Source organism: Methylobacterium mesophilicum, assembly GCF_036441335.1.
Classification (GTDB): domain Bacteria; phylum Pseudomonadota; class Alphaproteobacteria; order Rhizobiales; family Beijerinckiaceae; genus Methylobacterium; species Methylobacterium mesophilicum_B.
Genome location: NZ_MLBW01000029.1, coordinates 1 through 18,845 on the forward strand (window position 1 = coordinate 1; position 18,845 = coordinate 18,845).

The 18,845-nt window shown below is 68.0% G+C and carries 29 protein-coding genes and 3 pseudogenes; 17 read left to right on the top strand and 15 right to left on the bottom strand.

Translation table 11 applies throughout. The annotated features are described in order from the left end of the window. Window positions 1–343: pseudogene (locus MMR14E_RS19170) on the top strand (Hint domain protein); the annotation flags it as partial. An 880-nt stretch (window positions 344–1,223) separates the two neighbouring features. Here the strand turns inward: MMR14E_RS19170 and MMR14E_RS19175 are convergent. From MMR14E_RS19175 to MMR14E_RS29325, 3 genes and pseudogenes are all read right to left on the bottom strand, one after another. Continuing rightward, window positions 1,224–1,691: a site-specific integrase gene (locus MMR14E_RS19175; RefSeq protein WP_331316540.1), complete on the bottom strand. Its 468-nt coding sequence runs from the start codon at window positions 1,689–1,691 to the stop codon at window positions 1,224–1,226. 15 nt (window positions 1,692–1,706) lie between these two features. Next, window positions 1,707–2,318 (bottom strand): site-specific integrase, encoded by a 612-nt coding sequence (locus tag MMR14E_RS19180; RefSeq protein ID WP_331316459.1) that lies wholly within the window; start codon window positions 2,316–2,318, stop codon window positions 1,707–1,709. 35 nt (window positions 2,319–2,353) lie between these two features. Beyond that, a pseudogene (locus MMR14E_RS29325) lies at window positions 2,354–2,512 on the bottom strand (helix-turn-helix domain-containing protein); the annotation flags it as partial. 250 nt (window positions 2,513–2,762) lie between these two features. On the opposite strand from MMR14E_RS29325, the gene MMR14E_RS19185 reads away from it, so the two are divergent. Continuing rightward, a complete protein-coding gene (locus tag MMR14E_RS19185) occupies window positions 2,763–3,281 on the top strand; it encodes a hypothetical protein (RefSeq protein ID WP_331316461.1) in 519 nt (172 codons plus the stop codon). A gap of 46 nt (window positions 3,282–3,327) precedes the next feature. On the opposite strand, the gene MMR14E_RS19190 is transcribed toward MMR14E_RS19185, so the two are convergent. The 10 genes from MMR14E_RS19190 to MMR14E_RS19235 are packed head-to-tail and all read right to left on the bottom strand — an operon-like array spanning window position 3,328 to window position 6,801. Continuing rightward, window positions 3,328–3,597, bottom strand: a complete 270-nt coding sequence (locus MMR14E_RS19190) for a hypothetical protein (protein ID WP_331316462.1) — start codon at window positions 3,595–3,597, stop codon at window positions 3,328–3,330. Between the two features lie 2 nt (window positions 3,598–3,599). Beyond that, window positions 3,600–3,854: a hypothetical protein gene (locus tag MMR14E_RS19195; RefSeq protein WP_331316464.1), complete on the bottom strand. Its 255-nt coding sequence runs from the start codon at window positions 3,852–3,854 to the stop codon at window positions 3,600–3,602. A gap of 2 nt (window positions 3,855–3,856) precedes the next feature. Beyond that, window positions 3,857–4,537, bottom strand: a complete 681-nt coding sequence (locus tag MMR14E_RS19200) for a hypothetical protein (protein WP_331316466.1) — start codon at window positions 4,535–4,537, stop codon at window positions 3,857–3,859. Further along, window positions 4,534–5,256, bottom strand: a complete 723-nt coding sequence (locus tag MMR14E_RS19205; protein WP_331316468.1) for a YqaJ viral recombinase family protein — start codon at window positions 5,254–5,256, stop codon at window positions 4,534–4,536. The genes MMR14E_RS19200 and MMR14E_RS19205 overlap by 4 nt, the downstream gene beginning before the upstream one ends. Before the next feature lie 5 nt (window positions 5,257–5,261). Then, entirely contained in the window at window positions 5,262–5,561 is a 300-nt protein-coding gene (locus MMR14E_RS19210; protein ID WP_331316470.1) for a hypothetical protein, read from the bottom strand. Continuing rightward, window positions 5,558–5,974 (bottom strand): hypothetical protein, encoded by a 417-nt coding sequence (locus MMR14E_RS19215; RefSeq protein WP_331316472.1) that lies wholly within the window; start codon window positions 5,972–5,974, stop codon window positions 5,558–5,560. Before MMR14E_RS19215 ends, MMR14E_RS19210 begins: the two co-directional genes overlap by 4 nt. Continuing rightward, on the bottom strand, window positions 5,971–6,195 hold the full coding sequence (locus tag MMR14E_RS19220) for a hypothetical protein (protein WP_331316474.1): 225 nt from the start codon (window positions 6,193–6,195) through the stop codon (window positions 5,971–5,973). Before MMR14E_RS19220 ends, MMR14E_RS19215 begins: the two co-directional genes overlap by 4 nt. Beyond that, on the bottom strand, window positions 6,192–6,410 hold the full coding sequence (locus tag MMR14E_RS19225; protein WP_331316476.1) for a hypothetical protein: 219 nt from the start codon (window positions 6,408–6,410) through the stop codon (window positions 6,192–6,194). The genes MMR14E_RS19220 and MMR14E_RS19225 overlap by 4 nt, the downstream gene beginning before the upstream one ends. Before the next feature lie 2 nt (window positions 6,411–6,412). After that, complete coding sequence (locus MMR14E_RS19230; RefSeq protein WP_331316478.1) at window positions 6,413–6,652, bottom strand: helix-turn-helix transcriptional regulator; 240 nt, start codon at window positions 6,650–6,652, stop codon at window positions 6,413–6,415. Next, the gene (locus tag MMR14E_RS19235) at window positions 6,652–6,801 is read right to left on the bottom strand and encodes a hypothetical protein (protein WP_331316480.1); all 150 of its coding nucleotides are present in this window, start codon (window positions 6,799–6,801) and stop codon (window positions 6,652–6,654) included. The genes MMR14E_RS19230 and MMR14E_RS19235 overlap by 1 nt, the downstream gene beginning before the upstream one ends. Before the next feature lie 178 nt (window positions 6,802–6,979). Between MMR14E_RS19235 and MMR14E_RS19240 the strand changes: the two genes are divergently transcribed. Then, complete coding sequence (locus tag MMR14E_RS19240) at window positions 6,980–7,186, top strand: hypothetical protein (protein WP_209650554.1); 207 nt, start codon at window positions 6,980–6,982, stop codon at window positions 7,184–7,186. Here the strand turns inward: MMR14E_RS19240 and MMR14E_RS19245 are convergent. Both MMR14E_RS19245 and MMR14E_RS19250 read right to left on the bottom strand, forming a co-directional pair. Further along, complete coding sequence (locus MMR14E_RS19245) at window positions 7,183–7,545, bottom strand: helix-turn-helix transcriptional regulator (protein ID WP_331316483.1); 363 nt, start codon at window positions 7,543–7,545, stop codon at window positions 7,183–7,185. The genes MMR14E_RS19240 and MMR14E_RS19245 overlap by 4 nt on opposite strands. Before the next feature lie 283 nt (window positions 7,546–7,828). Further along, window positions 7,829–8,173, bottom strand: a complete 345-nt coding sequence (locus MMR14E_RS19250) for a hypothetical protein (RefSeq protein ID WP_331316485.1) — start codon at window positions 8,171–8,173, stop codon at window positions 7,829–7,831. A gap of 33 nt (window positions 8,174–8,206) precedes the next feature. On the opposite strand from MMR14E_RS19250, the gene MMR14E_RS19255 reads away from it, so the two are divergent. From MMR14E_RS19255 to MMR14E_RS19320, 14 genes and pseudogenes are all read left to right on the top strand, one after another. Further along, on the top strand, window positions 8,207–8,527 hold the full coding sequence (locus tag MMR14E_RS19255) for a hypothetical protein (RefSeq protein WP_331316487.1): 321 nt from the start codon (window positions 8,207–8,209) through the stop codon (window positions 8,525–8,527). After that, a complete protein-coding gene (locus MMR14E_RS19260) occupies window positions 8,527–8,679 on the top strand; it encodes a hypothetical protein (RefSeq protein ID WP_331316489.1) in 153 nt (50 codons plus the stop codon). The genes MMR14E_RS19255 and MMR14E_RS19260 overlap by 1 nt, the downstream gene beginning before the upstream one ends. An 89-nt stretch (window positions 8,680–8,768) precedes the next feature. After that, window positions 8,769–9,185 carry a hypothetical protein gene (locus MMR14E_RS19265; RefSeq protein WP_331316491.1) on the top strand — a complete coding sequence of 139 codons (417 nt, stop codon included), beginning with the start codon at window positions 8,769–8,771 and terminating at the stop codon, window positions 9,183–9,185. 363 nt (window positions 9,186–9,548) lie between these two features. Next, entirely contained in the window at window positions 9,549–10,037 is a 489-nt protein-coding gene (locus tag MMR14E_RS19270) for a hypothetical protein (RefSeq protein ID WP_331316493.1), read from the top strand. Window positions 10,038–10,039: 2 nt separating this feature from the next. After that, window positions 10,040–10,333, top strand: a complete 294-nt coding sequence (locus MMR14E_RS19275) for a hypothetical protein (protein ID WP_331316495.1) — start codon at window positions 10,040–10,042, stop codon at window positions 10,331–10,333. A gap of 68 nt (window positions 10,334–10,401) precedes the next feature. Continuing rightward, window positions 10,402–10,671, top strand: a pseudogene (locus tag MMR14E_RS19280) (DUF2312 domain-containing protein); the annotation flags it as partial. Window positions 10,672–10,898: 227 nt separating this feature from the next. Continuing rightward, on the top strand, window positions 10,899–11,357 hold the full coding sequence (locus MMR14E_RS19285) for a hypothetical protein (RefSeq protein ID WP_331316497.1): 459 nt from the start codon (window positions 10,899–10,901) through the stop codon (window positions 11,355–11,357). A 100-nt stretch (window positions 11,358–11,457) separates the two neighbouring features. Next, window positions 11,458–12,072 (top strand): class I SAM-dependent methyltransferase, encoded by a 615-nt coding sequence (locus MMR14E_RS19290; protein ID WP_331316498.1) that lies wholly within the window; start codon window positions 11,458–11,460, stop codon window positions 12,070–12,072. Window positions 12,073–12,075: 3 nt separating this feature from the next. Beyond that, the gene (locus MMR14E_RS19295) at window positions 12,076–12,930 is read left to right on the top strand and encodes a hypothetical protein (RefSeq protein ID WP_331316500.1); all 855 of its coding nucleotides are present in this window, start codon (window positions 12,076–12,078) and stop codon (window positions 12,928–12,930) included. Then, window positions 12,902–13,495: a hypothetical protein gene (locus MMR14E_RS19300; protein ID WP_331316502.1), complete on the top strand. Its 594-nt coding sequence runs from the start codon at window positions 12,902–12,904 to the stop codon at window positions 13,493–13,495. The genes MMR14E_RS19295 and MMR14E_RS19300 overlap by 29 nt, the downstream gene beginning before the upstream one ends. Beyond that, window positions 13,492–13,791: a hypothetical protein gene (locus MMR14E_RS19305; RefSeq protein WP_331316504.1), complete on the top strand. Its 300-nt coding sequence runs from the start codon at window positions 13,492–13,494 to the stop codon at window positions 13,789–13,791. Before MMR14E_RS19300 ends, MMR14E_RS19305 begins: the two co-directional genes overlap by 4 nt. 22 nt (window positions 13,792–13,813) lie before the next feature. Next, complete coding sequence (locus tag MMR14E_RS19310; protein ID WP_331316541.1) at window positions 13,814–14,248, top strand: hypothetical protein; 435 nt, start codon at window positions 13,814–13,816, stop codon at window positions 14,246–14,248. A gap of 453 nt (window positions 14,249–14,701) precedes the next feature. Then, complete coding sequence (locus MMR14E_RS19315) at window positions 14,702–17,893, top strand: S8 family serine peptidase (protein WP_331316506.1); 3,192 nt, start codon at window positions 14,702–14,704, stop codon at window positions 17,891–17,893. 195 nt (window positions 17,894–18,088) lie between these two features. Next, window positions 18,089–18,823, top strand: a complete 735-nt coding sequence (locus MMR14E_RS19320; protein ID WP_331316508.1) for a hypothetical protein — start codon at window positions 18,089–18,091, stop codon at window positions 18,821–18,823. Window positions 18,824–18,845: the final 22 nt, after the last annotated feature.

Here is an 18,845-nt window from a genome sequence, read left to right on the forward strand (position 1 = left end):
GGGCCCGGTGAGCGCGTGGCTGGACCGATGCGGCGCCGCGGCCGATGGTCGGTTGCACGTCGGCGGCTGGGTGCGCGACGAGGCACATCCCGACATCCCGGTATGCCTGGACGTGCTGGTGGACGGCGTCGTCGTGGCGTTCGCGGTGGCGGCCGAGCGCCGGTCGGACCTCGCCGCGGCAGGCATGGGCCACGGGCGATACGGCTTCGACCTGGGTGTGGACATGCGGCTCGCGCCGCGCGCGGATCATAGTGTCGAAGTGCGCCGCTCGGCCGACGGCCTGCTCGTGTGCGCCAAGCGGCTGGACTCCGCCGGGGCGTGGACCGCGCTGCTGGCGGCGTAGGGACGGCTCCCCGCCGGCCCGGCTCACGCCGGGTGATCCGGCGCGGCCGCACCCCGTGAGCAGATCGGAGCGGTACCGAGCGGATGGTGGGCGGAGCGGCGCCCCTTCGGCCGGCACCCGTCGCGATCGGCTGGACCGGAAGGAAGGCGCGGATCCGTCGATCGTGGCCCACCGGGATGCGCCGCCGGCCCGGATGTGCCGACCGCAGCTCGGGCGCGGCGGCCGGACCAGGTTCCTGTTTCGATCGCGCTGTCGACAGGCCCGGCCCGGACGACGCCCCGCCATGCACCGCTGCGCAGACGATGATCCGCACGGTTCGTCCGGGACGCCACGCGGGTCGACGCGCGAGCGGTGCGGCGCGTCGGGGCGCGATCTCGGCGTCCCATGCGAGCGATCGCGCCCGCGCCGACCGCAGCCTCACGGCCGCCCATGCCAACGGGGTCGTCGCGACGAGCGTCGGCCGGCTGGGCTGCGAGCGCCTCGTGTCGCGCGGGGATCGGCTTCGATCGCGAGATCCGCGCAGACCGGGTCCGCCGCGGCGTCGATCTCCCGATCGGTGACTTCGGCCGCTTCGCGCAGACCGGAGACAGGCGGCGGTCCCCGCCCCTTCGATCCTGCACCGCCTCCCGATCCGCTCGGCAGCCGGCAGTTCCACACCGCTCGAAGGGTGGCGCGCGTGCAGGGCCCGGCATGGGCCGAGTTCCGTGCCTTGACGAAGCGCCCCCAAACGTAGTCAAAAGCGCCTCTGACGCACCGAAACCGCCAATTTCCTCAATGGTTTCAGGGCGCCTGCCGGTGTAGCACAGCGGTAGTGCAGCGGTTTTGTAAACCGAATACCTGCCTCGCGCGCTCCGACAAATTCCGTTTCACCATCTTGTACTTAGGCGTTGTCGGCTGGTGAAAACCGATACACCTGTGCCGTCTTTTGTGCGGCGGCATCCTTCGCCGCCTGGGCCTCTTCGGCAGTGAGGAAGGCGAGATAGCCCTCGGTCACCTTGAGGCTGGTGTGGCCGAGTTCGTGCTGCAGCTCGTAGATGCCGCCGCGTCCGGTCCGCAGATAGTCGACCGCGAACCGGTGCCGGAGGTCGTGGAAGCGGAAGCGCCGGAACTCGGTGCCCTTCTTCGCTGCCTCCTCGGCGAGCTGCCGCCCGTACAGGCTGAAGCGCGTGGCGACGTTCCGGAACGGCTGGCCGTCCGAATGCCAGAACACCCGTCGCGTCACCATGCTGACCGGGATCTCCCTGAACAGGGCGACCGCTGCCTCGGACAGAGAGACGACGCGCCGCTTGTTGCCCTTGCCCAGGACGGAGATCGCCTCGCGCGCGAGGTCGACGTGCCGGCGCTCCAGGGTGACGAGCTCCTCCTAACGGCAGCCGGTGAGCAGGGCCGCCCGGATCAGGAACTTGAGGTTCCCGGGCGCACGGTCGACCGCGATGGCGATGTCCCGATCCTCAGGCAGCACGATCGGGTCGCGCCGCTCCTTCATCCGCCGGCTCTGCTGCGCCTCCAGAGCCGGATTCCCGCGCCGCCACTTCTCGTCCACCGCGAACGCCAGCACGCTCGACAGCGCGGTGAGGTCCCGGCGGATGGTGGCAGTAGTCACCTTCTGGGCGCGCCGAGCCTTGATGATCGCGGCCACGGTATCGTCGTCGATCTCGTCGACGGACATCCCCGCGAGGTGGGTATCAAGGGTGGCGAGGGAGCCGAGGTATCGCTTGAACGTGCGGCTGCCGATATGGTGGACGATGTAGGAGCCCCACTCCTTCAACGCGTCTTCCCAACGCTTACGGTCGTCGCCGAACGAGGCGGCGGCCGTTATCCGTGCGTGCTCCGCGGCCTGGCGGCTGCGAGCAACGACTGGATCACCTGTCTTGAGGCTGAACCGGTATTCCTTCCCGGCGACAGTGAAGCGCGCCCAGAGGGTGCTACCTCGCCAGTAGCAGCCCTCCGGGGCCTTCTTTCGATCTGTGGGCATGGTGGCTTGCTCTCCTGTTCAACAAGCCAGGCGCGGATCGCCGCTTCGTTGAACGTCCACAGCCGACCAACTTTCGCGGCGGACGGCAACTCGCGTCGGGTAGCCAGGCGCTGCACGGTTCGGATCGAGATGCCGAGGATAGATGCGGCCTCGGTTATGGTGACGCGCTCGGGAGCGCGGAGTCTACGCGGCACTGCTCCCTCCCTTCTCCTTCAGCCCGCCGTCGCGCGTAATGGTGCTGGACTCGGCCATGCTGCTACTCCGCGGCGGTGGGGGTGGAATCGTCGAAGACGCAGCCCGCGGGCGCAAAGCTGATCGCGCCGTAGATTGCGGAGCATGGAAATTCAGCCCGCAAATGTTTCATTTGAAACCGTTCGGAAATATCGGAGTAATACACCCTGCCTAACGGCGGCTGATGGCCGACCTGATATCTAAGATCTTGCTGTGGCTGGCCGTCATCCTCTTTATTGGGGCCGCGGTGATTTTGATCACGGTCCTGACAAAGCAGTATCGAAGCAGCGCCAAGTCTTTGAGGCCTACACCGCATGCCTCGCACAAGCCGTACGGCCGAATTGCAGGTCATTGAAGCGGGCGCGTTCATGCAGCCGCTCCTTCGCCGCTCGCCAGGAAGGGAGCAGCGAGGAGCCGCTGAACCTGGCCGGTTCCCTGGCCGTTGATGGCGCGATGTCCGATTCGACGATCCCGCTGATATCGGCTGCTGCGTTCGTCGGCGTGGGCTGGCTGATCGTCCACGCCGGGCGCCAGTACGATGACGCGATCCGGCACACGTTGACCGTCTTCGCGCTGGTGGCCGGTCTGCTGGTGCTGATCGGTGTGACCGCGAAACTCCGGTCCCTGATGGGCGTCGGTCGCATGTCGCACCGGATTGAGGCCCGGTCGCAGAACGATCCCGCAAGTCCGGTTCGCGCGGTGCGAAAGCTCGATGCGGGGCTGAACCCATAGAGCGATCTGGCTCCGCCCGAGACGAAGAACGGGCGGACGCGGACGCTCAGACATCGAACATCTCCGCAATGTCGCGATCGACGGGTTGGCCCATGGCGCGCGCGAGCTGAGCCTCGATCACAAGGTCGGCCATGCTGGGCTCGGGGTTGGGGCGCGCCTGGTCGGCGGCGCGGCGATGGGCCTCGCGGGCGAAGACCGGATGCTCCGGCACGCAGGCGCGGGCCGCCTTGAGCCCGTGCTTTGCCTTAACGTGCGAGAACAGCGCCTCGCTGTAGGCGAGCGTGCGATTGCAGTGGGGGCAAGGGAGGCGCGCCATAATCAGGCGTTCCCCTCGCCGGCCAGGAACCGGTGCACCTCGAAGACAACGCCCAGCTCGATCAGCTTCGGGCCGACCTCAAGCAGGTCGACCGTGAAGGCCCGCTGGTCCCACGGGACGCACCAGCCGGCCGGTAGCTCGTCGCCGAGTGGCACGTCGAGCGTCGGCAGCAGGCGAGCCAACTGCTCCCGCTCCGGCCGAGCCATTCCCTCGATGCGGAGCGTGGCCGCGTAGGTCAGTTCGATGCGCGCGTGCATGATCAGGCGGCCTGCTCGGCAGCCGGCGCGAAGCCGGGGAAGTCATCGTCGTCGGCGACGTCCGCGCCGGCTGCGATCCGGTCCAGTTCCTCAGCGATAGCGTCGAGGGCGCGGTCGGCGCGCGGGTCGAGCCCGTCGCGGAAGGCGCGCAGTGCGTCGCTGCCCCTCGCGGCCTCGGCCCGGGCGGCGGCGTACAGGCGGTCGCGCGAGGATGGCTGGCGCGGTGCCTGCAACTCGTCGCCGGCCGGAGACGCGTCGTTCCTTGGCCTCTCCGGCGGCGGCGAGCGCTCCTCGGGCAGCGGCTTGACTGTGAACGGCTTGCGGCTCGCCCGGGTGACCGTGAGCGCCATCGTAACCGCCGAGGAGATCCCCGACATGTGGCTGATCCGGATCCCGCCGACGGCCGCGCCGCCGAACTGCACGGCGTCGTCCCGGTAGAGCGTCATCCGCCGGCCGGCGTATGCGGCGCCGTCCTGGCCCCAGATCCGCAGCAGCACGCGGCGCATCGACTTGCCGGGCTTGTAGGGCTTGCCGCCGTCGCCCTCGAAGTAGATCGCGATCGGCTGATCCGGCTCCTTCATCTTCGCGACGCGCGTGACCGTGACGGTGCGCGGGCCGCCGATCAGGTCGTCGGCATTGAGCTGGTCGCTCTTGGGTGCGACCGTCTGCGAGATGTCGATCACGCCAGGATCTCCCGTTCGATGCGCTGGGTCGGGACACGGCCGAGGAGGCTGACCACCTCGCGGTAGCGGCTCATCGCGTCCCGGAGGCGCTGCTCGAAGTCGCCGGCGGCGGAGAGGATCGCGGCCTGGACCGCGTCGTCCGGGTAGGCGCGGATCACCGCGAGCGGCAGGCCGCCGGAGTATGAGACGAGGTCGCACCAGAGCCGCTCAGAGACGAGGAGGCCGGTCTGGATCTGGAGCACGTAATCGGCCGGGATTACGCCCTCGGGCACGTGCTCGAGGAAGGTCTGGACCTGGTACTTCTGCCGGCGCGACTTGCACTCCACGAGGCCATCGGTGCCGACCAACGCGTCCGGCGAGTAGCCGAGCGTGAAGCCCCAGCGATCGTTGGTGATGAAGCCGACGGTCTCGGTTGCGGCGTAGTGCTTCGCGTAGAGGGTGAGCGCCTCGATCTCGTCGTCCCGGCCGCGCAGCATGTCGTCGCTGACGTACCGGGGCTCGACGAACTTGGTGATCCGCTGGGCGAGCAGCTCGTAGAGGTGCGCCCGCTCCTTCTCGTTCTTGGCCGCCTTGAGGGTCGGCGTGAGGATTAGCGACATCTCGCTGGCGGTTAGCATCCCGCAGCGGGCCGCGATCCACTCGTCGGTGCCCTGGTAGAGGTCGGCGTGGATGCGCACAGTGGACGGGCGCGCGGGGGCGTCGGGGGCGAACAGTGCCATTGCGGTCACGCCTCCGCCGGAGCGGCATGCCCGGCGACGCCGAGCCCAGCGTTGATGGCGGCGGCGAGCATCTCGGCCCGCTCGCGGTCCAGGCTCGGGGAGCCGGCAGGCAGCAGCAGCGCGAACACGGTCCCATCGGCGTCGGCGAGGCCGCGCAGGGTGCTCTCGCAGGCGCGGACCGGCGCGCGGATCCCGAGGAAGGTCGCGCGCTGGGCGGGCGTGACGGCGCGCGGCTCGCGCATCTCGAAGGGCAGCACGGAGCGGGTCATCACGGCCTCGGTGTGGGTGAAGGGAGGGAGGGTCACAGGCGCCTCCCGGCGGCCCGGAGCCGCGTGCGGGCGTCGGCGAGCACGGTGACGTCGTCGCGCCCGTCGAGGTCGACGCGGGTCTCGGCGATGAAGAGCGCGATGTTCCCGGCCATGCTGCCGGCGGCGGCGCGCTCCAGCGCCTCCTCGAGCACGCGGTCCAGCGTCTCACGGGGCTGGTCGAGGCCGGTGTTGAGGAGCAGGACCTGCGCGGCCGCGGCGTGCTCGGTGACGGTGCGCAGGGCGGCGTAGAGGTCGGCGCTGTTGCGCTCCGCCGCCTCATGCGCGGCCACGTGGTGCGGCAAGGCGTCGGCGATCTCGCTGTACGCGGGAACGCCGATCTCGATGCAGAAGACGTCGATCATGTCGACGAAGGCTTGCCGGTCGAGGGCTGGGCGGTTGACGTGGCTCATCGCGCACCCGCCGTCATCGCGAGGGCGCGGTTCTCGGCGTCGATCCGCTCGCGGAGCGCGGCCTGCGTCTCGTACTCCCGGGCGAGCATCGCCAGGGCATCCTCGGTCAGCATCTCCCAGCCGAGGCGGCGGAAGACGCGCGCCATCACGACATCGTCCGTGGGCGCATGGCCGTGGTGGTCGGCCACGACGGCGAGGGCCGTCGCTCGATCGGTGTTCATGCGGCCCCCAGGAGCTGCTGAGCCTCGAAATCCGCGATGGCGGCCAGCTCGTCGGCGGCTTCCAGCGCGAGGGAATCGGCGTGGTCCTGGGCGGCGAAACAGGCCTCGGCCCAGCAGTCGAAGTCGTCGCCGAGGGGTCCGTAGGGGCCGCGCAGGGCGTAGCCGGCGGAGGAGCCGGTGATCTGGTAGCCGGCGGGAAGGTCGAGGCGCGCCATGATCAGGCCGCCTCAGACGCGTCGTCGAAGAAGCTCGCGACCGGGACGCCGATCTGCTGAGCCGCGGCCTGGAGCATGCCGGCCGACCAGCGATTGGCACCGCCTTCGTACTTCTGGATCTGCTGGAAGCTGATCCCGAGCGCGGCCCCGAGCTGTGTCTGGCTGAGGCCGGCAGCGATACGCGCGGCCTTCACGCGATCGGCGATGCGACGGTCGGCGTCGCTGACGATGCGGCCGCCCATCAGCAGGTGCCCCGGACGGTGGCCACGTGCTGGGCGATGAACGTCGGCACGAACGGCGCCACGCCGATGGTCAGCGAGCCCAGCAGGCAGTGCGCGACCGCCACCGTGGCCGAAGCGTGCTGGAGATTGTCGAGGTAGGCGGTGAGCATCTGGGGCTCCATCGGCTCTGTGAGCGGCGATGGACGGAGTATATACACAGTTTGGGTATATGCAAGCGTGAACTTCACAAACTGTGTATTTTGGTCGCCGGGATATCCCCAGGCCCTCGGATCAACCCTTGCGTGATCGTTCCTGCAATGTTCTCATTGGAAGACCGGGAGAGCAAGCGTGCCAGCAGAAGATCCGCCCACCGTGGACCTAAGCGAAAGAGACCTCCGCTCGCTGGCGATGGAACTGGCAATGCAGCTGCCCCGCAATGAGCGAGATGCCCACTACGTCATGGAGCTGATGCGAGTCGGGTACGATTTCTTCCTGTGCAACGCAGGCAAGGCCGAGAAGAAAATCCAACCCTTCCGGCCGAAGGTCGCTCGCTAGGCGCGCTTCTTATTCACGCGATATTCTGGCGGTGAAGCTTTATCGAGCTTTTCCACCAGATCGACAGGCATGCCCGCGAGGCTACCGTCCATGAACCAGTCTCGCGTCACGCCATGCAGGCGCTTCAACTTCGCGCAGACTGGCTGGCTCGGTGGGCTGCGCCCTTTCTCGTAGTGGTTCCACGCGTTCGTGGAGATGCCTATACGATCGCATAGCTCCTTCTGCGAAGAGGCTACGACGGATCGAAAGAGCCGCACCCGGGCGGCCACTTCATCCAGATACCCCGGTGGATACGAGACCTGCGGCATGCGCGCATTCTCGCACTTCACAATCTGTGTATCCATCAACACGTTCTGCATCTTGTCGTATACCCAATCTGTGTATATGACGGGGGTATGGAGCCGCTTCGCACCACTTCCGCAGTCATCGACGCCCTAGGCGGAACGGCCGCGGTCGCGCGGCTCACCGGCCGAACGATGCAGGCGGTCTCGAATTGGCGGGACCGCGGGCTGTTCACTGCAGCGGCTTACGAGCCCATCAGCCGCGCCCTCGAAGAAATTGGACGGTCCGCCGATCCGCACGTCTGGAAGTCCCTGCCTCCATCGGCGCTCGATCAGTCTGGAAGGGCCGCCTGATGCGCCCTCACCGCGACCACCAGAGCACCACGATGGCGACGGCCTCGACTGCGGCGATCGCCGACAGCGCCATCAGCCAGATGTACGCCGGCCCGATCATTGATCGCGTCGTCTCGGCGAAGGAGCCCATCCCGTCCTGCATGTTCTGCAGGAAGTCGACGTCGCGCCTCAGTCGGCGCACCTCGTCGGCCAAGGTCTGGCGTTCTCGCCTCTCTTCGACCGTCGCCTCTTCGCGGTTCATGCCCGCCCGCCGGAGATCCGACTCGACGCGCCGTTCGTGCGCCTCGACCCGCGCCGTCAGCGTCTGCAGGTCGGCCTCCACCCAGCCGATCCGCTCCCCGTGGCTCTGCATCGTCTCTTCTTCCTTCGCTGTGAGGGCCGCGTGATGGGCGCCGATCTCACGGACGTGCTGGGCACCGACCGGGCGGTCAACACGCACGACGAGGCTTGCCGCGTGATCGAGGCGGCGCTCGAACGGCACAAGGGCCCGTGCCCGGAAGCCTACGCTGACGTTCTCAGCGCCTACGTCGCGGCCACCGATTTCCGTAACGCCAACCTCTTCCTCGAGATGGCGTACCGGGCCGTCGGAGGAATGCCGCCGGCCGTAGCCGCTGCCGCTCCCGCTCGCTTCCGCACGGACCTGACCGAGTGGATGGGCCGAGCCTATGCGCGCCCGCCGCGGCGCCCTGCGGAGGGCCGGCGCTGATGCTCGCGGCACTGATCTTCCTCCTCAAGCTGATGGTCGTGGTCTCTGGCGGCGTGGGCGCCGGTGGACTGCTCGGCTTCCGGCCGATCATCGCGGCGATCACCGTGCTGCCGGCCCTGCTGATCGGCTGTCGCGCCCTGGCGGTGCTGTGATGGCCGCCCCTCGCCTTTCGCCGCGTGCCCCTGCCGTCGCCAGCGTCGAGGCTTCTGCCTCGGTGGCGGTCTCCTGCCTGGAGCCCACCGTGACCGACGCGAAGAACCTACTGGCCCTTGGCTGCGCCTGTCGCCGCGCTGCGGGCGCGTTCGCGATCCTGGCGTCGCGTCTCGCCATCGAGGTCGAGCGCGGCGAGCATCCGGACACCGGCGCGCCGGCCGAGATGGCGCAGCAGGCCCTCGACATGGAGCGCGCCGCGCAGCACCTCCAGGCCGAAGCCCAGGACGCCGAGCTGCTCGCGATGCTCCCGCACCGGGAACGCTTCGCTGATCTTCTGCGCATGGCGCAGGCGATGGACCGCGGGCTGGTTTTCGTTCCGGTCGAGCCCGTTGCAGCCGACGAGCTGCCCACGCCGCGGACGGTTGTCGTTGTCGGCCAGGACAACGCCGCCACGCTTCGCGAGCGCATGGGCCGCGGTCTGGCGCGTCTGAAGAGGCGTGCCTGAGATGTCGTTTCCGAGTGCCATGGCCGGGTCTGCCGTTCTCTTCCGCGAGAACTGTAACGCGCTGGCCCTGCCGTCGTCTTTACTGGCTGTCGCGCGGCTGTGCACAGCTTCCTCCCATCGCAGCGGTCGCAGGCTCACGCCTCCCGCCAGCGAGCGACCCGGCCGAGACCATCGCAATCTCGGACCCTCGGCCGGGTCGTCCCTTCTCCTGCGCGCGCGGCTCTCGCCTGCCAGCACCGCCGTGCGCGCTGTGTGTCGTGCGTACTCCGTCAACCTCCCGCATTCGCTGCGCTCCTCTGCGACATCCGCAAGATGTCGCGAAGGAATGGCGCTGTGGGGACAAAGACTGACCGGAACCGAGCAATGCTGACCGCATCCCAAGCTCGGGACGAGACCTTGCCGAAGCTGTCGGCGCTCGTCCGCCTCGCCCAGTCGAGCATGGGCTCGAAGATGGCCGCCTACGATGCGGTCGGCCGCCGGATCGGCACCTCGGGCTCCTGGGTCCGTAAATTCATGGGGCGCCAGGGCACCGGCCTCAACGGGCACGTCCTGCACAACATTCGGGCTGCCTACGAGCGGCTCTGCACGAACATCGAGGCCGCGGCCGACGCCGCAGAAGCCACCAACGCCCTGCTCCGGGAGGATCTCCATGCGGCTCTTCGCGCCGATCATCCGGCTGCTGCGCGCACGCCTGGAGGGGCGCCGGCTGCGGGCGCAGCTCCGCGCCGTCCAGGACGGCAGACCGCACCGGCACTTGTCCTTTCGGATGCTCGCCCGCGTGTGCCGAGCCTGTCGGGTACGGGTGGTTTGACGGACCTGCCGCTGTGGCGGGCCGCGAACGATGAGAAGTGAACATGGCCGACAGCGCCTTCGTCACCACCCTGCCCGGCCACTTCTCGATCCTGCGCGAGGGCATCGAGGCCCACGTCCCCGAGACGGCCGTGAACGCGATCCTCCGCAACGGCCTGATCGCCCTGCTCGGCTGGGCGGAGGCGATGGCGCACGCGCTGGTCGCGATGACGCCAGCGCCCGCTCAGCAGCAGTTCCACGCGCCGCTCAGCGAGCGCTCGCCCGTCGTCGAGGAACCGCTCGTGCCCCGGCACAGCAGCCGCGACCCGCGCCTGCCAGGCAACCGCCCGCACCCCTGAAACGAGTACCGCCCGGCCTGCGCGAACAGACCGGGCGGACGATGAAATCCCCTGCGACGGGTTGAGCTATGAAGGCCACAAGATCTTCCCCCGATCAAGTCTCGGCCGCTGATGGCGTCGCCGCGGATGAACTTCGACAGTTCATCGAGCGGCTCGAACGCCTCGAGGAGGAGAAGGCCGGCATCCTCGGCGACATCAAAGAGGTGTTCGCCGAAGCCAAGGGCCGCGGCTTCGACACGAAGGCGATGCGGACCATCCTCCGCATCCGCAAGCAGGATCACTGCGAGCGCCAGGAGCAGGAGGCGATCCTCGAGCTCTACATGCAGGCTCTCGGCATGCTGGCAGACACGCCGCTCGGCCGCGCCGCGGTCAGCCGGGAGTTCGCCGAAGCCCGGATCACGATCTCCGGCCCCGGCATCGAGCCGGTCGAGACCACCGGCGCCGGCCTCGCCCGCGCATCGGCCTCGCTCGGCGTCGAGGCGCACGCGCAGCGCAACCGCCGCGGCGGATCTGCTGCTCGCCAGATCGGCCTCGAAGACGCCATCGCGGCGAGCCGGTGATCACCATGCTCCGCCCGCCCGCATCCCATGGCCCCGTGTTCGCGCCGCTCGGCCGCCGCGTGGTCGATTCCGTGACCGTGCTCCTGCCGGTCCCACCCTCGGTGAACGCCCTCTATCGGCACGGTGGGGGCAAGGGGCCCCATCGCTCTGACGTCTACCGCTCCTGGATCGACGGCGCCGGCTGGCGCCTCCAGGCGCAGCGGCCCGGTCGCGTGCCCGGACCCTATGTCCTGCTCCTGGCCGTGCCGCGCACGTCCCGCATGGATCTCGACAACTCGGTCAAGGCGGTCTCCGACCTGCTCCAGCGGCACGGCGTCGTCGACAACGACCGGAACGCGGTCCGCGCGCTGCTGGAGTGGCACGCCGAGCACGACGAGGTCGCCGCCACGGTGCGCGGCCTGTCCGACGGCGCCGCCCTAAAGCCGATCGCGCCCGTGCGCCCTCCGCTGGAGGCGGTGGCATGACATGGCACCCCCCCATCCTCGCGGGCCGCGCGCTCTCCGGCAGCATCTCCCTCGTCGTGCGCGCCAGCGCCGATTCCTCGCGCCTGCGGAGGTCCGCACTGTGACCCATCGCGAGAACAGGGCGCACGCGCACGCGGAGCGGGGGAACGACCTCTACGAGACGCCGGCCGTCGCCGTGCGGGCTCTGATCGGGACCGAATGGCTGCCACAACGGATCTGGGAGCCAGCCTGCGGGCCCGGCGCCATCGTGCGCGAGCTGTATGCGGCCGGGCACGACGTGCTGGCCACCGACCTCGTCGACTATGGCTGGAAGGGCCAGGTCTCGGACGTCGACTTCCTGAAGGTCGACGCGGCCCCTGACGGCATCGACTGCATCGTCACGAACCCGCCCTACAAGGACGCTCGCGCCTTCGTGGAGCAGGCAGTGCGGCTCTGCCCGCGCGTGATGATGCTGCTGCGGTTCTCGTTCTACGAGAGCATCTCCCGCGGCTCCATCCTCGACACCGGCACGCTGGCTCGGGTGCATTGCTTCCGCAAGCGCCTGCCGATGATGCACCGGGACGGCTGGGACGGCCCGAAGGCGTCCTCGAACATGGCCTTCGCCTGGTTCGTCTGGGACCTCTCCCACCGCGGCCCGACGCAGCTCAGTCGCATGTCCTGGGAGGACTTCACCGACGAAGCCGGCGCCGATCCTCTCCTTATGGCCGCGGAGTAGGCGATGGCGATCCGTTCAGAAGCCCTTCGCGCGCTCGTGGCGGCCGGAGCCTCGGCCGAGATGCTGCTCGCGGTGATCGAGGCCGACGAGAAGGCGGCGGCTGCCGAGGTCGATGCCAAGACCGAGAAGCGCCGCGCCCAGACCGCCGCCCGGGTGCGCCGGCACCGTGAAACGCACCGTAACGCTGGTAACGGCGGTAACGCGTTACCCCCCGCCCCCTCCCCGGATGGTCCGCCCCCTCCTCCTGCACCTCCACCCCCACCCCTTAACCCCTCCCCGACCCCCGGTTCCGACCCTGACGGGTCGGCCGACGATGTCGGGCAAGCTGGCGCAGGCGCGGTCGAGCAGGCCCGAGCCTTCCGCCGGGAGCTGCTGACCCGGGGCGCCGCGCTGATCTGCGCCAACACCGGTCGGTCCCAGCGCTCCGCCCTGGCCCTGATCGGGCACTGGCTGGCGATTGCCCAGGACGAGGCCGTGGTGGTGCTCGGCCTGATCGAGGACGCCGACGGGCGCGAGCTGGCCGACTTCACGAGCTGGGTCGACCGACGCCTCCAGGCCCGCCGCGAAGCGATGGGCCGGCGTCCTGACCGCGGCCGCCCTGTCCAGCCAGCGCCTACGGGCCTCGCCGCCCGCCTCATCCGTCAGCACGCCGCATCCCAGATGGGAGCCTACGATGTCGAACCGCCTGCCATCGACGCGAACGACCCCGACGCCGGCCCAGGTCGAGGAGCGGATCTCGGCACTCCATGGCAGGCTGGAGGCGCATCCCGTCCTTCCGACCCGCTGCTGCGTGCGGCGGGACAGGGCGGCCACGACAGCCGAGCGTCGAGTGCTCTCCGACGTCGCCGCGCGGCTTAACGCCGAGCTGACGGCGGCCTCGAATCCCCGTCACGTCGACACGGTCGTGACCCGGGTGTTGCTGGGATTCGAGCAGGGCCGCGGGCGCGGCGACGACGAGAACGAGGTGCTCGTCGCGGAGTACGTGTCGGCGCTGAAGGACCTCCCGCTGGCGGCGATTCACGAGGCGGCCGAGCGCTTCCGGAACGGCAAGACGCTGCGGCCCTGGGCGAAGCGCTGGCGGCCCTCCCCGGCCGAGTTCGCCGACGAGGCGCGCGAGGGCCTGATCCCGCTCCGGACGCAGCTCCTGCGCATCCGACGCGTGCTCGAGGCGGAGATCTACGACGTGCCGACGGCGGAGCAGCGCGCGGAGGTCGCCCGCGTGGCAGAGGCGCACCTGCAGCGGATGCGGCAGGCCGAACCGGAGCGGCGCCGAGCCGAGACGCCGGCAGAGATTGCCCGGGCGCAGCGGGCGAAGCTGGACGAGGACCTCGCCCGGCTTCGCGCTACGGGCCACGGCCCGGATATCGGCCGGCTGATGGCCCGCCTCGACCAGCGCCAGGGCCAGGCGGGAGGGGCGTCGTGAGGCCGGATCTCTGGAAGGCCGAGCTCCAACGCCGCGAGGCTGCGCGGCAGGCCGCCGAGGAAGCGGCGGAGCAGGCGGCCAAGCGCCCGGTCGAGCGGACCTGCGCGTCCTGCGGCGTGCTCGGCGCCTCCTTCGGTTTCGGATGCTTCCGGAACCGCAGCGACGGCATGTGGTCGTGCGGCGATCCGGAGTGCCGCGCGATCGTCGAGGCGCGGGCAGGGTTGCCTCCGATGCCGGCTCAGCCCGCGCGGGCCGATCCGCCGGTGGTCGATCTGTTCAGCCGCTCGGCTGCGTGAGGAGAACGCGTACCCGGTGTTGATGGTGACCCCGCTGAGGATCGAAGGCCCGGTCCCGCCGGCCATGACTTGTGCGGACGTGGAGCGATGGCTGGTGGCGGCGTTCATGGCCTTCACCAGCTCGGGCATCTTCAGCGTCCGGCCGAACCGGCTCCAGCCGAACGACCCGCAGGAGATGCGGGCAACCTTCGACTGGATCGTGTTCTCCGCCGAGATCCTGGGCGCGACCAGCCCAGAGAGGATCGCGCTCCTCACCTGGGCCCGGGCGAAGGCACGACGGCGGATCCGGCGGCATCGCCGACTCCGGCTGCTCCGCGAGGTCCCCGGGGGCACCGTCACCGATTACTGCAGCGAGGTCGGCGTCCAGCGGCGCACCTTCGATCGCCGGCGGAAGCGGGCCTGCGAGCGGCTAGCGGAGGCCTGGAACATGCGCGGGCCGGACGGCGGATCAGCCTGACATCTCCGGGGCAAGCCATCTTTGGCTGATTAGACTGGAAAGGCTGCTTTCGACCCAGGTAATTCGCTCAGATCATCATCGCGTGTTTTCGGAAGCAGGCACTCTTAGGCTGTTCAGCAATCTCGAGTCAGAATGTAGAAGGCAGCTTAGAATTTATGAGATCAGAGAATAAAAAATGGGCAATCGAGCCTCAGTCCATATCACGGTCGATTGGAATGTCATTTCTAGAAGATCGGACAGCATAAGATACGATTTCGTGCCGCTTTCTAGCTTCTTGAATTCTTTGCCCGGAAAGCACGGGTATTTTTCTACTTGCCAGGATTTATAGTTTTGGACATTTCTGGCTCATGGATTCAGATTAGGTTGCATGCGAGCCTAGCTCGCCTACCAAAAATTGAAGCTGACGCATCGGAGGTGACAATGCGTCCCTAAATGGGCACTCCGCAGTCCCAAATGCATATTTTAGCCGTCAGCACGACGGTAAAAAAATATATGGTTAAGAAAAAATTTCGATTTCTGGTGCCTGTTCATAGCCGACCGATGGATAGGCCAATGATTGATCATATCTGTGCAACCCGTCACGTGAGTGCCTTCAGTCACTGTTCTGACCGTATATCTAGGCTTGCCGCGCGCCGCATATTGCGTGCAGGGCTCCTATTTGGATGCTCGCTATCCGTATTACTGATCGTCCTGAATCCGGTCATTGCAGAGGATGACGGCGTACGGCCGCAGAGATCACCATCGACCTTCGATGTCCAAGGACGCCCGCTGACTGTCGCGGATTTTCAAGAATGGGATAGTTACAAAGATGGTGATTGGGGACTTCGCGCCATTAACGCCGCGGACGCCTATGCACGCGGGTTCACCGGTCGCGGCATCACGGTTGCAGTTATCGATGACGGAATTGATCCAGGACACAGCAAATTTACCGGTCGAATATCGGCAGACTCTCGCAATTTCTGGCTTCCAGCTTTTGTGACCCCTGATGGGAAAGAGAGTGAGAAGATCTTGGTTGCCACTGACTCCCATGGGACACATGTTTCGGGCACGATTGGAGCATCGCAATTCAACGGCAATATGATGGGCGTTGCATTCGACAGCACCATTTTATCGCTCCAAGCAATTCTTGATGCTGGTGACAAGGCTGGCATCGAAGGATATTTAAAAAGAGAATACAATCTAGATTATAATTTAGATCTGCGCAAATTAGATGCCAACGCAGCGATTATATATGCAGCTTCGCACGGCGCAAAAGTCCTAAACGGGAGTTATGGTCCAGGTTTCAAGACGACAACCGCCTATCAGGAATACATTTACGGCAGTTTGGTCAGCGAGTACGATGCAATCAAGACGGCCGCCCAGTCTGATATGCTTCTGGTTTTTGCGGCAGGAAACGAGCACAAAGCGGGAAATCTCTATAATTGGGCAAATGCATCCGGGGCTGCCTTACTTCCCTACATCAAACCTGAAAATTCTGATAGCAATGTATATTTGATCAAAGACGATGGCAATATTAGAAAAGACGCCGATTTTTCGGGGATATCAGGGTATATAGTAGCTGTCGTGAACGTTGATGAAAAGAGTAATATTGCCAGCACTAGCAACCATTGTGGGGCGGCTGCAGAGTGGTGCATATCAGCGCCAGGGACAAATATTTTATCGACTGTTCCCGGAGGCGGCTTCGACCGCATGAGCGGTACTTCTATGGCTGCGCCTTATGTCTCTGGAGCTGCGGCAGTACTTAGACAGGCATATCCTTTTCTAGAAGCTCCGGATATTGCACAAATTATGTTCACCACAGCAACGCCTCTCGGCGCGACGGCTGAAAAACCATCTGGTGATCGAGATACCTATGGTTGGGGCTTGCTAAATCTGGGAAAAGCTATCGATGGGCCGGGCCAGTTCACCCGCGACTGGACCGTCAACACCACGTACAACGGCCAAGCCTATTACGGCCGCTTCGGTAACGACATCTCAGGCATCGGCGGCCTGACCAAGGCAGGCCTCGGCACTCTCGAACTCGCCGGCACCAACACCTATGCCGGACCGACCACCGTCGCCGGCGGCACCCTGTTCCTGTCCGCCAGCGGTAGCCTGACCTCATCGGTCTCCGTCCAGAGTGCGGGCACTTACCTCAATGCCGGCTGGACCCAGAGCGGCGTCAGCAATGCCGGCCTCTTGATCAACACCGGCACCATCTCCGGAGGTGCAACCAATGCCGGCACGGCGCTCAACAGCGGCGTGATCGCTGGCGGCGTGGCCAATAGCGGCACGCTTTCCACCAGCGGCACCATCGCGGGCGGCCTCGCCAATGCCGGTCTGGCTCTCAACACAGGCACCATCGGCGGCGGCACGGCCAACACCGGCAGCCTAGTCAATGCCGGCACCATCGCGGGCGGGCTGACCAACGCCGGGACGGCCCTCAACACCGGCGCCGTCACCGGCGGCGCGACCAACAGCGGCATCCTGAGCAACGCCGGCGCCCTCGGCGGCGGCGTGACCAACACCGGCACGCTCGCCACCAGCGGCACGATCGCCGGCGGCCTGACCAATGCCGGCACCGTGCTGGCCAGCGCCGGCCGCATCGACGGCGCCATCGCCAACAATGCCGGCCTGCTCGCCGTGTCCGGGACCGTCACCAGCGCCGGCACCTTCGCCAACGCCGCCGGCGCGACCCTCGCCGTCACGGGCGGCGGCAGCTACAGCCTCGCCGGCCCCCTCGCCAATGCCGGCCTCGTCGCCGTCGCCCAGACCGCCAGCCTCACCGCCTCCGGCGGCCTCAGCAATGCCGGCCTCGTGGCCAGCGACGGCACCCTCACCACAGACCTGANGTACGGGTTCGGCGCGCGCGCCGGCGACCGGGCGGCCACGGGCGCCGGGTTCGACGCGGGCGGGCTGCTGATGGGCGTCGACCGTCAGGTCGGGGCGGACACGCAGGTGGGCGGGGCGTTCAGCTACCTGCGCGAGGGCGGCACGTCCCGGGGCGCGGGGCTGGGCCGGTTCACRACCGACAGCTACGGCGGCACGCTCTACGCGAGCACGCGGCTCGGCGCGGTGATCCTGCGCGGCACCGCGGGGGTGTCGTACGCGGACGGGCGGGTCGACCGGACGGTGGCGCTGGGCACGGCGGTGTCGCAGGCCTCCGGGCTGTCGTCGGGCTGGAACGGCGGGGTGTCGGGCTTTGCCGGCTACGCGCTGGCGACCGGCCTGCCGGTAGAGCTCGTGCCGGAGGTGGGCTTCAGCTACGATCGGCTGACGCGGGGCCGGGTGTCCGAGCGGGGCGGTCTGGTCAACCAGGGCTTCGGCGGCCAGGGCTTCGCGGTGGCCGACCTCGACGCGGCGCGCAGCCTGGTCGGCGGGCGGGTGACGAGCTGGGCGCTGGCGGGCATTCCGGACCTGCGGCTGGAGGGCCGGGCGTACTGGGCGCACGAGCTGGCCGACACGGCGGCGGTGATCCGCTCCAACCTGTTCGGGGCGGCGTTCGCGAGCCGGACGAGCGCGCTGGGCCGGGACGGCGCGGTGCTGGGGGTGAGCCTGACCGGCGCGGTCGCCGAGGGCGTGCAGCTGTCGGTGGCCTATACCGGCGAGCTGCGCCCGAACGCCACCGCGCAGGTCGTCTCCGCCGGGCTGCAAGCCGCCTGGTGATAGCTCGGTCGGCGCGTGTCCCAAGTTTATTGAGGCGCGCCAACTGTTCGGCACGATCCGCCGAGTTGTGCCGTGGTGACGGCCTGCGGCTGTGAATGCCGAATAGGCTAATACTCCCTTGCTAGTGTCCAAAAACGGGACGCAGATCAGGTGTCACGGATCGGCGGAAGGCCGGCCGCCTTAAGGGGCATCACCGTGGCAGCGTCCAGGACCAAGGCCATCTCCCTCGCCGGCTCGCCGGCAACCCACTCGCACGTGCGCATCGAGAAGCGCTCGGCCGGCGCGCGCCGCCGGGCGGCCGCGGCTCAGCCGATCACCGCGCGCGACCGCGAGATCCAGCCCGCGGCCGCGACGGTCCCGTGCCCCTATGAGTTGGGCACCTTCATCCCGGCCACCGTCAACCGCCAGGTCGACGTGCTGGCCGCCGAGCGCGCCCGCGGGGACATCACCGACGCGCAGCTCTTCGTCGGCCGGCTGATCCAGGCCGTGTACGAGCGCGGCTCCGGCGCTCGGCTCGGTTCCGGCGGCTGGGACATCTCCGGATCCCGGGACCAGACGATCGCCCACGAGCTGGCCATCATCTACAGCGTCGAGGACGCCGAGCGGGTGCGGAAGTTCTCCGCCCGCTTCGAGCGCGCCGTCGGCTCCGTCGGGGCCCGATTCCTCCGCGCGATCCTGACCGAGGGCTGGACTTTCCGGACCTACGCGGCCGCGCGGGGCAAGGGCAGCGAGAAGGGCACGGCTCAGGTCGCGGCGCACTTCCGCTTCCTCCTGGAGGGCCTGACTGCGGCCCAGCATACCGCCCGGGGCGTCGCGCGGCCGACGCCGGACGATGTCTACCTCGCGGACGCGGAGAGAGTGCCGGCCCGGATCGCGGCGGCGCTGGCGCGGGACGAGGCGCCAGAGGAGGTCGAGGCACCCCCGGCTTGACACCCGACGGGCGAACAGCCAG

Coding starts and splice junctions, on each gene's coding strand:
- MMR14E_RS19180 (WP_331316459.1), bottom strand. CDS start 2,318: ATGCCCACAGATCGAAAGAAGGCCCCGGAGGGCTGCTACTGGCGAGGT.
- MMR14E_RS19190 (WP_331316462.1), bottom strand. CDS start 3,597: ATGGCGCGCCTCCCTTGCCCCCACTGCAATCGCACGCTCGCCTACAGC.
- MMR14E_RS19195 (WP_331316464.1), bottom strand. CDS start 3,854: ATGCACGCGCGCATCGAACTGACCTACGCGGCCACGCTCCGCATCGAG.
- MMR14E_RS19205 (WP_331316468.1), bottom strand. CDS start 5,256: ATGGCACTGTTCGCCCCCGACGCCCCCGCGCGCCCGTCCACTGTGCGC.
- MMR14E_RS19215 (WP_331316472.1), bottom strand. CDS start 5,974: ATGAGCCACGTCAACCGCCCAGCCCTCGACCGGCAAGCCTTCGTCGAC.
- MMR14E_RS19220 (WP_331316474.1), bottom strand. CDS start 6,195: ATGAACACCGATCGAGCGACGGCCCTCGCCGTCGTGGCCGACCACCAC.
- MMR14E_RS19225 (WP_331316476.1), bottom strand. CDS start 6,410: ATGGCGCGCCTCGACCTTCCCGCCGGCTACCAGATCACCGGCTCCTCC.
- MMR14E_RS19230 (WP_331316478.1), bottom strand. CDS start 6,652: ATGGGCGGCCGCATCGTCAGCGACGCCGACCGTCGCATCGCCGATCGC.
- MMR14E_RS19235 (WP_331316480.1), bottom strand. CDS start 6,801: ATGCTCACCGCCTACCTCGACAATCTCCAGCACGCTTCGGCCACGGTG.
- MMR14E_RS19245 (WP_331316483.1), bottom strand. CDS start 7,545: ATGCAGAACGTGTTGATGGATACACAGATTGTGAAGTGCGAGAATGCG.
- MMR14E_RS19250 (WP_331316485.1), bottom strand. CDS start 8,173: ATGCAGAGCCACGGGGAGCGGATCGGCTGGGTGGAGGCCGACCTGCAG.
- MMR14E_RS19255 (WP_331316487.1), top strand. CDS start 8,207: ATGGGCGCCGATCTCACGGACGTGCTGGGCACCGACCGGGCGGTCAAC.
- MMR14E_RS19260 (WP_331316489.1), top strand. CDS start 8,527: ATGCTCGCGGCACTGATCTTCCTCCTCAAGCTGATGGTCGTGGTCTCT.
- MMR14E_RS19270 (WP_331316493.1), top strand. CDS start 9,549: ATGCTGACCGCATCCCAAGCTCGGGACGAGACCTTGCCGAAGCTGTCG.
- MMR14E_RS19275 (WP_331316495.1), top strand. CDS start 10,040: ATGGCCGACAGCGCCTTCGTCACCACCCTGCCCGGCCACTTCTCGATC.
- MMR14E_RS19285 (WP_331316497.1), top strand. CDS start 10,899: ATGCTCCGCCCGCCCGCATCCCATGGCCCCGTGTTCGCGCCGCTCGGC.
- MMR14E_RS19295 (WP_331316500.1), top strand. CDS start 12,076: ATGGCGATCCGTTCAGAAGCCCTTCGCGCGCTCGTGGCGGCCGGAGCC.
- MMR14E_RS19310 (WP_331316541.1), top strand. CDS start 13,814: ATGGTGACCCCGCTGAGGATCGAAGGCCCGGTCCCGCCGGCCATGACT.